We start from the raw sequence: 13,288 nt of genomic DNA, 5'->3' as shown, positions 1-13,288 counted from the left end.
TGAGTGAAAAAAATATCTAAGAAAGTCCCAACACAGCAAGCAAACGATGAGCAAGTGAGGGCTTCGTCTGGCTCTGTCAAAGAAACAACTAATAAAGCTCAGTCTTTCTCTGAAATTGTAGATGCGACACCCAAAGATCGCGAAAGAGTTGTCGATTTTTTACGAGCTTTTTCTATATTAAGTGTTGTTGTTGGACATTGGCTTATCTCTTACATTACACAAAATAGTGAAGGTGAAATAAAAGGTAACAATGCCATTCCATTTATGGAAATTAATGGTTTCCATTTCGGATGGCTACTGACATGGTTATTTCAGGTTATGCCTATTTTCTTTTTTGTCGGAGGATATGCGAATTTTGTTGGTGTAAGAAGTTTTCGTAGAAGGAATTTAGGCTACGCAGCATTTCTAACTTCTCGTATTCGACGTATGTTAAAGCCAGTAATAACATTACTTTTTATTTGGATCCCAGTAAATTTTATTATAGATTTAATGAATTATCGTAGCGAAAAATTTGCAAATCTTCTGTCCAAAATTGTCACTCAGCCGTTGTGGTTCATCGCTGTCTATATTCTCGTAACTGCTCTAGCATGGCCAATGTATAATTTGCACTTAAAGTACGGCGCAAAATTCCTTATCTTTTCTTCGGCAATTCCATTTTTAATCGATTGGTTAAGTATTGGCCTAAACATAAAAGTACTTGGATATTTTAATATATTTGTTTGGATATGGGTACACCAATTAGGTTTTGCTTATGCAGATGGAACTTTAATGGGTAGCGCGGTTGACAAAGTAAAAAACCTAACTCAATTGTGGAAAAAATTCACAGGCCTATTCGTTACAATAATCGGGGCAACAGGGTTATTCTTTTGTTCAGGCATTCAAGCTTTTCCTGAATATAAATTCCTCAAAAATATTACACACTTTTTACATATCGATCATCTTCCTTATCCACAATCAATGGTTGGGCTTTCGAGCGACAAAATTTCAAATATGAATCCGCCTACTGTTGCAATAATGTTTTTAGCAATTACACAAATTGGATTAGTAATAGTTTTTAGAGATCGACTACAAAAATTTTTACAAAGACCAAAACCGTGGAAAATTACGGTAGCAGTAAATTCGATGATCTTAACTATATTCTGTTGGCATCAAAGTGCTTTAGCTTTAGTTACTGTAGTGAGATTGGCATTAAATATCAATGAACCCATTGTTGGTTCTGGTACTTGGTGGGCTACTCGAGCACTTGTACTTGGTTGCTATATGGTAGTTCTTTCATTTATTGTACCAATATTCTGGAAATATGAACGTTGGCGAAATGATGACCTAACAGGAATTTACTCAAGGAGTGTGGCTATTAGCTCTACAGTAATTGTTTTTATAGGTGTAAGTGGATTAGCTATTGGTGGTATTTCAGATATGTTTGGGTCCGGACATGACATCATGGGGCTTTTCCAGATGAACTCATTCTTGTCTATTACCTTAACTATTTGTGGTGCAGGGGCACTTGGTGTACTTCGCAATATGAATCGTGTTGCTCAAGGCGATCTTAATGTTAAAGCAATTAATTAATTAATTATAAAATAATATTTCTATTTTAATTAGATTCTTCTATCTGTTTTCGTTCACTATAAAATTTTGTAAACACAATAATATAATTAGCAACGAAAATATATGCTGGATAAATAATTAGAACCCAGTCTAATTTTGGAACTGCCAAAAGCGAAATAAGGCCTCCGATTCCTGCAAGCATCCAGGGTGGATATATTTCAGACTTTGGAATATTGTATGTTTTAATCAATGTAGGTATAACAGCTATGACATCAATCATTATTGCAAGTAATGTTGAAATTCTGACATCTTTAGCAGTTACCCAATAAACCAAAAGTAATACTGTTAACACTACGCAAGTTATATCTATCTTTGATGTACCCCCATGCCCTTTTTTAATTGAGAACAAGAATGTTATAAAAACCAATATAAAGGTACTTGCAAAAAATAATGAAGAATACCCTCCACCATTTTCTATTTGATTAACTGATGCTATAGCTGTCAAAATCGAAAAGATACCCCACGTTACGCGATGAGGTTGGACTATGCCACGAATAATGTCACGCAAATACGGGTAGTAACCAATAGCATTTAAAATTACTGCTATGACGCCTAAAGCAATTCTCATTTAAAAAACCTAACTCATTAGACCGTTACAATAAATATAAATTTTGTGGAGGATATGGGAATGAGTCCACGACCCTTGCTTGTTAAAAGTACACTAGCAAGTGCTCTAGGAGCATGACAAAATTTTGTGGAGGAGATGGGACTCGAACCCACGACCCCCTGCTTGCAAAGCAGGTGCTCTAGCCAACTGAGCTACACCCCCAGGTGTTTTTATCGATTTAATATTCTACACATATTTGACATATGATCACGTATCCTATTGTGTTTTTACATACTTTTCGAAGGTTACTAATAACTATGGTAAAAATCTATACAATTTAATTTTGCTTGCAATATTTATCATTGGATAGGCCCCCAATATACACTCTGAAGTAGCCTGGTAAAATGGGAATTTTAGATGGAAAACGTATACTTATTACTGGTGTACTAACTGATACTTCATTAGCTTTCGGTGTTGCACGATTAGCTCAAGAACAAGGTGCAGAAATTGTATTAACAGGTGCAGGTCGAGGTTTGAGTATTACTGAACGAACTTCTCGTAAACTTCCAACAGCGCCAGACGTGTTAGAACTTGATATCACAAACCCAGAACATATTGAATCAGTTCGTGATAAATTGCGAGAAAAGTGGGGAACTCTAGATGGAGCGCTTCACGCTATTGGTTATGCGCCACCTGCATGTCTTGGCGATGATTTTATGGCTTGTTATTGGGAAGATGTAAGTACGGCTATACATATTTCGACTTATTCACTCAAAGCACTTGCCGATGTAGTTGTTCCTTTAATGCAAAATGGTGGTTCAATAGTAGGGCTAGATTTTGATGCGACGAATTCATGGCCTGCATATGGTTGGATGGGTGTTGCTAAATCTGCTTTAGAATCAACTTCACGTTATCTTGCACGACAACTTGGACCAAAAAATATTCGTGTTAACCTTATTGCTGCAGGACCGATCAAAACTATAGCTGCAAAGTCAATCCCAGAATTTCAACAATTTGAAGATGGTTGGAACCCTCAAGCTCCATTGGGTTGGGACGTTTTTGATACTGAACCTGTCGCAAAATCTACAGTGGCCCTACTCTCAGATTTTTTCCCTTCAACAACTGGTGAAATGATTCATGTTGATGGTGGTTTTCACTCTACAGGTGCGTAATCATTATGACTTCGTCCGTAACTGATCCTTCAGATTCGGGTATAAGTATTTCTAATTTCCCTGAAATCATCCAAGGCGGTATGGGTATTGCTGTTTCTGGTTGGAAGCTCGCAAATGCTGTAGGTAAAGCTGGCCAAATGGGTGTTGTTTCTGGCACTGTTATCGATGTTGTGCATACTCGTATACTTGGTGATGGTGATCCTGGCGGTCATTTGCGTAGAGCATATTCACATTTTCCAGTTCCCGAGATGGCACAACGAGTCTTAGATAGATACTTCATAGAAGGTGGCCGAGAAGAAGGGAAACCTTATAAAAACGTACCTGCATGGGCAGTTGATCCATCTGAATCTTTGATTGAACTTTGTATAGTGTCGAATTTTGGAGAAGTCTTTCTTGCCAAAGAAGGCCACGATAGTCCTGTTGGCATTAATTATCTTGAAAAAATTCAGCTACCTGTTGTTTGTTCAACTATTGGCGCAATGCTTGCTGGTGTTGATGCAATTATTATGGGTGCAGGTATCCCGAAACAAATGCCGAAATTAATAAGAGATTTAAGTCAAAATAAAGTCGGTGAATATAAGGTAACAGTTGAAGAGGCATTGGCTGGTGAAGAATTTATTATTAGTCAAGATCCAGTTAAATTATTAGGTCCAGATATTGTGCTTAAAAAACCAGCTTTTATAGCCATCATTACTTCTAATACTCTTGCAACTTATTTAATTAAAGATCCCGAAACACGCCCTGATGGTTTGATTGTAGAACTTCCTACTGCTGGAGGCCACAATGCGTCACCTCGCGGTGTATTAAAACTAGATGAGTTAGGTCAACCAATTTATGGAGATCGTGATCATCCAAACTTTGAACAAATGACTAATGCTGGTTTGCCATATTGGATAGCAGGAAGTTGGGGTAAGCCAGAGATGCTTAAAAAAGCTAGAGAACTAGGAGCGCGTGGAGTTCAAGTTGGTACTGCTTTTGCATTTTCTGATGAATCAGGATTCAGCAAAGAAGTAAAGCAACAAGTGTTTAAACAAGTTGAGAATGGTGGAGTAAAAGTATTTACCGATCCTGTTGCATCACCTAGCGGGTTTCCTTTTAAGGTTGTAGAACTTGATGGTACTGCTTCTGTAGAAGAAGTATATTTAAAGCGTAAACGGGTATGTGACTTAAGTTATCTCCGATCTTGTTACCGAAAAGAAGATGGTAGCGTAGGGTATAGGTGTTCTGCTGAGCCTCTAAGCACTTTCCTACGAAAAGGTGGAACAACTGAACAAACAGAAGGTAAAAAATGTTTGTGTAATCATTTGATGAGCAATATTGGTTTAGGTCAACTTCGCAATGGCACTCCTGAATCTACATTGGTGACATCTGGTGATGATTTAACAGAGATGATTTCTACACTCGGAGATAATCGTGGACATTATGGTGCTGTAGATGTTCTCAACTATATTCTGAATCAATAATTATTTAAATCAAATCAATATTGTACCTAAGCTAATTTTACAATTAATAAACTGCTATAGCTTTACAGGCTTTTCAAATGCTAACAATGCCAAGGGCGGCATTGCAATTGAAAGCATCATACCTGGTATTGCTACACCTGAATCATTTAACAGCATACCTAATATTCCAACTATGAGCCCAGGATACACTATATATCTATATGCAGGGTTTTCTAGTATCATTTTCTTTATAAATCTCTCTGGTTTTAAAAATAAGAAAATAATATATATTGTTATAAAAATTACTAATGTTGCTATTAAAGAGTTCGATAGTATTTCTATGTTCAATAGTATTTTGCGTTCAATTATTGTTTTTCCTTCACCATTAATTAATACTTCAATGAATCTGCCTAAGTGTGTTCTTTCAGAAAGTGGTCTAGATAAATCAAATAGCGAAAATATCGATAGTGTTATTATTGTGATAAAGCCTGAAATAAAAATTGTTTTATAATCAATGCGTTTATTGAATAACATTAAGCCAACAGTAAAAACCATTGGTGTTAATGCTAAAACGCCACCGACATCAGATCCTAAATATGGTAGCCCATCCATTATCAATACAAACATTAATATGCTTAATAAAAAGATATTTACCCATCTTTTATTCAATATTTGTTTTGATTTTGCTAACTGCTTGACCATTGCGACAATAACTACTGAAGATATTGCCACAATCGAAAACGCAAGGTTACCAAAACCTGCAAATCTTCCAGCAACAACAGTCGAATAACCAAAATATGAATTTAATTGTAAATTTCCACCTGTAATAATATCTAATAACTGCACGGCTAAAGTAATAGTAGATATGACAAGTATGACCATTTGGCTTTTATATTTTTTTGCAAAATGATACGCGAGCATAGATGAAAATACAGTTAAAAATGCAAAAACAATATAAATATATACTGGTTTTTCTAACATCATCATAAATGGTGCAATTAAAAATGTGATAGTAGGCATCGAGATTGATGCATATAATAAATATTTTGTAAATCTTCGAAGTTTTGGAATTTTCTTATATGAAATTATTGAAAATACAATTGATAGAAATACTATTAATATGAATGATCCTGCAACATATACAAATGAGCTATCCCGTAATAATCCGTGTTCATTCACACTTATTAACATGTCTTTTTTTTCGGCCACTGTGTCGCTGCTTGGCTTATAATTTAACAGTGTGGCAATCATAGTGTTTGGTATTTCAATGTGATAAAAATCTAATATCGATGGCGCTATATCAGCCAATGAAATTATTCCTTCACGTCTTGTTATACCGCTTGTTGCGTACCCAGCCTTTATTCCTTTACCGTTACCAACAAATACTGTTAGTTGCTCCTTTATCCTTGGCGAGACGGGAGATATTATATAAATCTGATCCTTATTTAGGTTTAATTCACTTTTGATTGATCCTATTAAACCATCGCATGATTTTATTGCTTTGTACATTTGCTCATTAGCTAATTCTTCTGATGTTGATATTCTTTTCGCATCTAATTTTTCTAAATCTGAACATTCAACTGCAGTGACATCGTGATTCTTTATTGATTCAATTGTTTTCTCTTTGACAATCTTATTGTTTATTGTCAAATCATCATTCAATATTTTTCGTGAGATCTCCGCATTTTCTACTTCACCATTATTGTCACTACCTAAATATGCAATTGCACGTTGATTACAAGACATAATCAACTTAGAACAATAATCCGCATTTCCAATTACTGATATTGTCTTATTATTTGCTTTTAAAGCTGTAGCAAATGCTCCAGCATCGGGTTCGTACAAACTCTTTGAATTTTTTACAATAGTGTATTCAAAATTAAGTGCAATTGCACCTGTATTATTATGCTTTATTGAACCACGTTGATCTATAAATATATTCCTCGCAACTTGACCATCTACAATCTCATCGGGACTATAAAAAGTAGATAACGAAGCTGGGGCTGCGTTTGCTCGATTACCAGCAGATATAGAGATATATCCATTTTCAAGTGATCTTGCTTTGCCAGGAGTTAGGATACTTAGTGATCCAGTAGAACCATTTTCAATCAAAGAATTAATATTTGGTACTTCAATATTATCTAACATTTTCCATGTAACTCTAGGTATTGAAATAATGACAACTTTAGGATTAGATTCTTCGGACGAATAACTTGGTGCCAAATCAATAAATAGAGATAGAAAGATAATACTTATAAAAAATATTTTATATGAGGACTGTTTAATTTTCATTTTCAATTGTCTCTAGTACAAACAACGAACAAAATGGAACAAAAATCGTGAGCATCAATGCAGGTATAGAAAGACCTGAATCATTTAATAACATACCTAAGATTGCGACAATTATGCCTGGCAAAATGATTAAATTAATACCATCATATTTATTGACCATTTTTTTATAAAGCTGTTGTTTAGATAATGTTATATAAACAACAAATAGTAATGCGACTATTGTTGTCAGATAGAGGGTAGGCATATTAAAACTCTTAATACTCGCAGCCATCTTTCTTTCTATTGTGATTAATGCTTCTCCCTGAATCAAACTATCTGCAAATCGCCCCAAATGAGTTCGTTGTGAAATTGGTCTAGATAAGTCTATAAGAGCAAACGCTGAAATTGCTCCCAATGTTATTAGTGTTGAAAGAATTATAGATTTAATACCGACGCGTTTTTTGTACAACATCATTGATAAAACAAAAACGCCTGGAGTCAGCGCTAGGACACCTCCCACATCTGAACCAAAAAATGGCGCACCATCTATTGCGAGCACAATGATTAAAAATAATATTAGATATAAGTTGATATAATTCTTGGTATTATTTTTCAGAGTTGACTCTTTAACCATTGCTACAAATATGAATGAAAATATTGCAACAAAAGAGAAAGCTGAGTTCCCCCATCCCGCAAAACGACCTGCATTGATTGTTGCATTACCAAATATGGAATTAAATTGAAGTTTTCCATCGAAGAGAATATCTACTATTTGAACCACTAAATATGTTGTACTTAAAAATAAGATTACTTTGATCAGGTTCCATTTTGACATCAGCCAGCCTAATAATGTTGCACATAATATTGACACTAATCCAATTGCAATTAAAAAACCATATGCACCATTAATTACCAGTGTAAATGGTTGCATTATATAAGTAGACAAAGGGTAGCTTAATGTAATTAGTGATAGGTACTTTGCTACTTTTCTCCATTTACCAGCTCGGGTAAATGCTATCAATGAAACCAAAACAGTCGCGATGAATATTATTAATAAAGTCCAAACCGCAGGTTTTAAAGCAGCATCTCTTGCAACTGCTTGACTGTTTATTTTTTGTAAAGATTTTTCTCTATCGTGACTCGATAGTTTATTTGAGTGAAAATCCAATAAGGTATCGCCCATTGCATCAGGAGTTGCTATTCCTTGTGATTTTAGAATCGTTGGAGCTATATCTACAAGTGACACTAAACCAATGTGTCTTGTAGTTGAGCTAGATGCATATCCTCTTGGAATATCTTTACCAGCTGCAATAAAAATGGTTGTCTCTGGCAATGCTTTAGGTGAGCTTGCAGAAATAAGATAAACCTGATCATCCTTAAGCGATATCGAGGTCATTATAGAGCCAATTAATTCATCGCATTTTTTTATTGCATTAATAAAATTTGCATCTGAAATAGACCTTCTCGTTGTTGTACGTAAATCTTCTACACGCTCTAAGTCTGAGCATTCAACAACGTTTATATCATGTATTTTTAATGATTCTTTAACTTTTTTTGCAACGGCATTATTATCAAGACTGAGTTGAGTTGTATTATTTTTGGCGGTTTTTAGTAGACCTCGCGTCACATCGCCGTTAACTAAGACTCCATTTGAGTTGGTACCTACATACGCAATTGACCTATTAAAACAATTAGGATCATCACTTAGGCAACTATCTGCGTTACCAAATACAGCAATACTTTTATTGTTCTTATATAAAGCATCAGAAAAAGTACCAACTTCTGTTATATTCAAGCTCTTTGAATTTGCTCTAATAGTTTTTTCAAAACCTAACCCTAAGCCAGCAGGACTTTTACTTTTTATTACACCACGTTGATCAATAAAAATTTCTCTTGCCTTCATACCGTCAAAAATCTCGTCACTATTAACGAAATCAGAATCTAGCGATTTATCAACCACAGCCCTTGAACCAGCTGAAATTGTGGCATAACCCTCGTCTGCATTCGAACTACCTCCTAGTGTTCTTACACTTAGGTCAGCGACACTACCGACATCTATTAATTTATCTATATTTGGTGTACTTACTGTTTGTAATATTTCCCAGGTCACTCTTGGTAAGGAAACTACAAGTACACGGTTTTTTATTTTTTTAGTATCTAAGGTATTTGTTGATGCGTTTGATTTTATCGAGCCCGAAAGAATAAAAAGAAAAGCCACAATCATGACTATTATTGTTGTGGCTTTAATCTTTTGGAATTTAATCATTAAATTGATAGAAATTATTTATCTAGTTTATCTACTACTTCTTTTGCTTTTTCTTTAACGGTTTCAATTTTATCATCATGTTTATCGTCAACTTTAGAATCAACAAAATCTGCTGCCTTATCTATCACGGAATCTGCTTTTACTGCATTGTTTGATTTTCCTGTAAGACATCCCTTTATTTTATCTAGTATATTCGCCATATTAATTCTCCTCTTATATTGTATTAGCTTTTAACTCTAGGAGATTTAGCTGCTTTAATACAAATAATGATCCAGGTTATAATTGCAACAAATCCAAAGAATGTCCACTGTAGCGCATATGAGAAATGATTCTTTTCAGATAGTTCTGGAAGTCTTAATGCTTCCGGGTACCTTTCTGGGGATTGACTGTTTTGGTATTTAATTAACTGTACCCAAAATGTACTCGTAAGAGAATACGGTTCTATTCGACCAATACGTTTCTTAAAAGTATTTATATCAATTCTGTTGGTTGTTTTATTCGGTTTAATTTGTTTATCTGAGCCAAAAAGACTTTTCGACTCATTTCGCATCAATAATCCTTCTATGGAATATTCTTTTCCATCTCCAATCTTTGAAAATGCTTCACTTATGGGAGTGTCATCAAATGATATTGCTTCACCTAAGGTGGTCGGAATAAAACCTACGTTTATATAAATAATTTTTTGCAAATTATTTATTTCTGTTTCAAAAGGTGTCATTATGTTGTAGCCCGGGTCACCATCATATGAACGACCGAGAATAAGGACACTACCTTCTTTTTTATATTTTCCTTTAATCACTACTCTTCGATATTCATTTTCCTTAATAAAATCAATATCGTTTAATTCTTTGTCGTATCCATTACCCAATTTAGACAAAGAGTTTTGATTTGCCTCCATGCGTGAAGAAATTTTACTGTTAAGTGCTTTGCGTTGATCCAAACGAGAGAATTGCCACGAACTCAAAAGAAAGCAAGTCAAAGCAATCAAAAGTATGAGTATATGGCCTAGTAAATATTTTGGCTTAATTAATATGCCAAGCATGATCTATTTTTGCTTTATGGCTATATCGTAAACGGCTTTTGATACAACTTCGCATACACGCTTTTCAAAAGGTGATGCAATAATATTTTCATCATTTAGATCAGCATCATCGATAACTCCCGCGAGCGCAAAAGCAGCAGCAAGTTTCATTTCTTCGCTGACTCTGCTGGCACCTGCATCTAAAAGTCCTCTAAAAAAGCCAGGAAATACGAGCACATTATTAATCTGATTCGGATAATCACTTCTACCAGTAGCGACTACTCTCACATTATCAGGAACGATCTCAGGCATAATTTCTGGCACTGGGTTAGCCATTGCAAAAACTATTGCATCATTTGACATTTTCTCTAACATTTGTGGTGTTATTAGATTTGGTCCAGAAACACCCATAAATACATCAGCACCTTCTAGTGCATCATTAATTGTTCCACTGATATTATTTAGATTTCCTATTGTTGCCAAAAATAATTTTTCGTCTTTTAAGTCTTCTCTATCCTTACTCAAAATGCCTTTGCGATCACAAGCAATAACATCGCCAACACCTGCTTGCATCAATAATTTTGCGCAGGCAACCCCAGCAGCACCAGCTCCTAACATGACAACTTTAATTTTGTTGAAGTCTTTATTAACTACTTTACAAGCATTTATTAAAGCAGCAAGCGTAACTATTGCAGTACCATGTTGATCGTCATGAAATACAGGAATTGAGAGTTCTTGTCTCATTCTCTCTTCAGCTTCGAAACAAATCGGTGCAGCAACATCTTCTAAATTTATACCACCAAATGTTGGCTCTAGTGCTTTTGCTATAGCAACTAGTTCGTCTGCTGTTTGCGCATTTACACAAATTGGGTATGCTGCTATACCAGCAAATTCTCTAAATAGGACAGCTTTTCCTTCCATAACGGGCATTGCTGCTTGGGGTCCAATATCTCCTAACCCAAGCACAGCAGTTCCATTGCTTAAAACAGCCACTGCATTTCTACGACCCGTTAGCTCCCATACTCTTTCTGGCTCTTGTTCAATCATTGTACATATTCGGCCAACACCAGGTGTATATGCCATTGCTAAATCATCACCATCTTTTAGTTCCGTACGGCTAATAACATCGATTTTTCCACCTTTGTGGATTTCTTCAACGCCGTCTACAATGGAATCTATAGTTATGCCTTCTATGCTTTCAAAATTTTCTTTGATTTTTTCTTGATGCTCGACACCACTTGCATCGATATGCATCACATACTCGAAATCTTCTTGCTCATCTACAGAACGAATATTGCCCCCTACGCTTTTGATGCTCTCAATGACTACTTCTAAAATATTATGTTCGCTTGGGTGATGCTTCTCATTTGCATGAAAGCTGACATAAAGCCTAAATCCTGCTGATGTTCTTATGTTCAATTGCTTACCTTCCGAATCGTTAAACAAAAATAGTGCTTAACTATTATTGTGGTTTAGTATCTACAAATGCGACTTATAGCGTGAATAATCTCAAGCAGTTGATCTTGTTATTACGATGAAGATAATTTATTAAGTGATTTCACAGATTAGTCTTCGGTTTTTAGATTTAAGTATTTTCGGCTTTTATTCACTTAAGTTATCTAGCTGGAAACGTCCGAGTAGACGTGGATCAATATATCAATATTTTTTATTGAATAATATTATAAACATTTTGGATTTCCTCTTGTATTTGTTGAGTTTATTTGATAATATACATACATATGTTCGTTAAGGTAAATGCTAGAGTTTTAACAGATAATATACGTTCTGATATTAATTTGTTGCGTGAGTTTTTGGCTGAACCTAAACAATCAAATTCTTTTCAGGTTGATTCGAGTTTGGTAAAATTATTAGTTGAATTACGTGATTCTTTGGATGGTGTTTGTGCTTTAGCAATGAGTGAATATGTTAATGGTGATTCGTGGGCTAACGATAACTATCTAACAGGTAAATCAGCGTTAGTTCATGAAACGGGCCAGTCTCGTAAAAAAGTCGATGTTGATATTGCTTGTGCGAAAGTATTGTCTAAATATTCTTGCTATATGAAAAAACTTTCTGATGGCAAAATTACTTGCGAACATATTAAATTAGTCACTCCGCTATTGAGTGATAATTACATAGAGTTTTTTGATGACGACCATAAACTACTTTGCGATATTGCATGTACTTTAAGTGTTAAAGATTTTAACAATGTTGTGCGCCATTGGAAAAACATGGTCGACGCAGTCTGCGACGATAACACTAATGACCAACAATCTTTTGAATCACGCAGATTATTTTTTAGTGAATTAGCCGATGGCCAATATTTTATCCAAGGACAATTCGATCCTATAAGTGGAAAGATAATAAAAAAAGCATTAGAGCAAGTATCACAAAAACTCTGGAATAAAACAGAACCACAATTGCGTCACGAATATTCACCTAGCCAAATGCGTGCCGATGCGTTAGTAATGTTGGCACAAAACTTTGTAGGCGATAAAACACTTTCATCTCCAACTTTAACAGCAGACATCGTGTTTGACATCAACGACATTACACCCGGTAATTCTACAACAACATTTTTGAAAGCAATGTTAGAGAAACAAACACCAATAGTTTCAACACACTCAAAAAATCAACTAAAACAAATACTGTGTGACTGTGAAATTTCTACACCAATAAAACTAGAAACAAGCCATTATGATTTAGGAAGAAAAGTACGCACAGCACCTACTCATCTAAAAAAACAATTAGTTCTCGAAACCCAAACTTGAACCATAAAAGGATGTACAACACCTACAAAATGGTGTGACGCTCACCACATTAAACACTGGATAGACGGCGGTACAACATCACTCGACAATTTGGTTTTGCTATGTAGACAGCACCACACCATAACGCATCAAAACAAAATACCAAAACTTACTACAACAAACAAAAAACAATACGCCGACCTACCACCAC

The 13,288-nt window shown here is 35.1% G+C and carries 11 protein-coding genes and 1 tRNA gene; 5 read left to right on the top strand and 7 right to left on the bottom strand.

Annotated features, from left to right (window positions below; all coding sequences use genetic code 11):
* Nucleotides 1-3: 3 nt before the first annotated feature.
* Nucleotides 4-1,569 carry an acyltransferase gene (locus KBF89_03605; GenBank protein MBP9115408.1) on the top strand — a complete coding sequence of 522 codons (1,566 nt, stop codon included), beginning with the start codon at nt 4-6 and terminating at the stop codon, nt 1,567-1,569.
* 25 nt (nt 1,570-1,594) lie between these two features.
* Here KBF89_03605 and KBF89_03600 read toward each other — a convergent pair whose 3' ends face one another.
* The gene (locus tag KBF89_03600) at nt 1,595-2,176 is read right to left on the bottom strand and encodes a hypothetical protein (protein ID MBP9115407.1); all 582 of its coding nucleotides are present in this window, start codon (nt 2,174-2,176) and stop codon (nt 1,595-1,597) included.
* Between the two features lie 127 nt (nt 2,177-2,303).
* Nucleotides 2,304-2,377 (bottom strand) — tRNA-Ala (locus KBF89_03595).
* A gap of 182 nt (nt 2,378-2,559) precedes the next feature.
* On the opposite strand from KBF89_03595, the gene fabI reads away from it, so the two are divergent.
* Together fabI and KBF89_03585 are read left to right on the top strand one after the other, a co-directional pair.
* A complete protein-coding gene (gene fabI, locus KBF89_03590) occupies nt 2,560-3,327 on the top strand; it encodes an enoyl-ACP reductase FabI (protein MBP9115406.1) in 768 nt (255 codons plus the stop codon).
* A 5-nt stretch (nt 3,328-3,332) separates the two neighbouring features.
* A complete protein-coding gene (locus tag KBF89_03585) occupies nt 3,333-4,790 on the top strand; it encodes a nitronate monooxygenase (protein ID MBP9115405.1) in 1,458 nt (485 codons plus the stop codon).
* A 54-nt stretch (nt 4,791-4,844) separates the two neighbouring features.
* On the opposite strand, the gene KBF89_03580 is transcribed toward KBF89_03585, so the two are convergent.
* The 5 genes from KBF89_03580 to KBF89_03560 are packed head-to-tail and all read right to left on the bottom strand — an operon-like array spanning nt 4,845 to nt 11,746.
* The gene (locus KBF89_03580) at nt 4,845-7,061 is read right to left on the bottom strand and encodes a hypothetical protein (protein MBP9115404.1); all 2,217 of its coding nucleotides are present in this window, start codon (nt 7,059-7,061) and stop codon (nt 4,845-4,847) included.
* Nucleotides 7,051-9,306 carry a hypothetical protein gene (locus KBF89_03575; GenBank protein ID MBP9115403.1) on the bottom strand — a complete coding sequence of 752 codons (2,256 nt, stop codon included), beginning with the start codon at nt 9,304-9,306 and terminating at the stop codon, nt 7,051-7,053. The genes KBF89_03580 and KBF89_03575 overlap by 11 nt, the downstream gene beginning before the upstream one ends.
* Before the next feature lie 14 nt (nt 9,307-9,320).
* Nucleotides 9,321-9,506 carry an antitoxin gene (locus tag KBF89_03570; GenBank protein ID MBP9115402.1) on the bottom strand — a complete coding sequence of 62 codons (186 nt, stop codon included), beginning with the start codon at nt 9,504-9,506 and terminating at the stop codon, nt 9,321-9,323.
* Nucleotides 9,507-9,529: 23 nt separating this feature from the next.
* Nucleotides 9,530-10,348 (bottom strand): SURF1 family protein, encoded by an 819-nt coding sequence (locus tag KBF89_03565; GenBank protein ID MBP9115401.1) that lies wholly within the window; start codon nt 10,346-10,348, stop codon nt 9,530-9,532.
* A gap of 3 nt (nt 10,349-10,351) precedes the next feature.
* Nucleotides 10,352-11,746: an NADP-dependent malic enzyme gene (locus KBF89_03560; protein MBP9115400.1), complete on the bottom strand. Its 1,395-nt coding sequence runs from the start codon at nt 11,744-11,746 to the stop codon at nt 10,352-10,354.
* A gap of 320 nt (nt 11,747-12,066) precedes the next feature.
* Here KBF89_03560 and KBF89_03555 point away from each other — a divergent pair, with 320 nt between their 5' ends.
* On the top strand, nt 12,067-13,098 hold the full coding sequence (locus KBF89_03555; protein MBP9115399.1) for a DUF222 domain-containing protein: 1,032 nt from the start codon (nt 12,067-12,069) through the stop codon (nt 13,096-13,098).
* A 3-nt stretch (nt 13,099-13,101) separates the two neighbouring features.
* Nucleotides 13,102-13,288, top strand: a 187-nt coding sequence (locus KBF89_03550; GenBank protein MBP9115398.1) for an HNH endonuclease, incomplete at its 3' end; no start/stop codon positions are given.

This window comes from Acidimicrobiia bacterium (assembly GCA_018057765.1).
Classification (GTDB): domain Bacteria; phylum Actinomycetota; class Acidimicrobiia; order IMCC26256; family JAGPDB01; genus JAGPDB01.
The sequence above is the reverse complement of the archived record's forward strand: the minus strand, read 5'-3'. Positions and strand labels throughout refer to the sequence as shown.

Coding starts and splice junctions, on each gene's coding strand:
- KBF89_03555 (MBP9115399.1), top strand. CDS start 12,067: ATGTTCGTTAAGGTAAATGCTAGAGTTTTAACAGATAATATACGTTCT.
- KBF89_03600 (MBP9115407.1), bottom strand. CDS start 2,176: ATGAGAATTGCTTTAGGCGTCATAGCAGTAATTTTAAATGCTATTGGT.
- fabI (MBP9115406.1), top strand. CDS start 2,560: ATGGGAATTTTAGATGGAAAACGTATACTTATTACTGGTGTACTAACT.
- KBF89_03570 (MBP9115402.1), bottom strand. CDS start 9,506: ATGGCGAATATACTAGATAAAATAAAGGGATGTCTTACAGGAAAATCA.
- KBF89_03580 (MBP9115404.1), bottom strand. CDS start 7,061: ATGAAAATTAAACAGTCCTCATATAAAATATTTTTTATAAGTATTATC.
- KBF89_03565 (MBP9115401.1), bottom strand. CDS start 10,348: ATGCTTGGCATATTAATTAAGCCAAAATATTTACTAGGCCATATACTC.
- KBF89_03575 (MBP9115403.1), bottom strand. CDS start 9,306: ATGATTAAATTCCAAAAGATTAAAGCCACAACAATAATAGTCATGATT.
- KBF89_03585 (MBP9115405.1), top strand. CDS start 3,333: ATGACTTCGTCCGTAACTGATCCTTCAGATTCGGGTATAAGTATTTCT.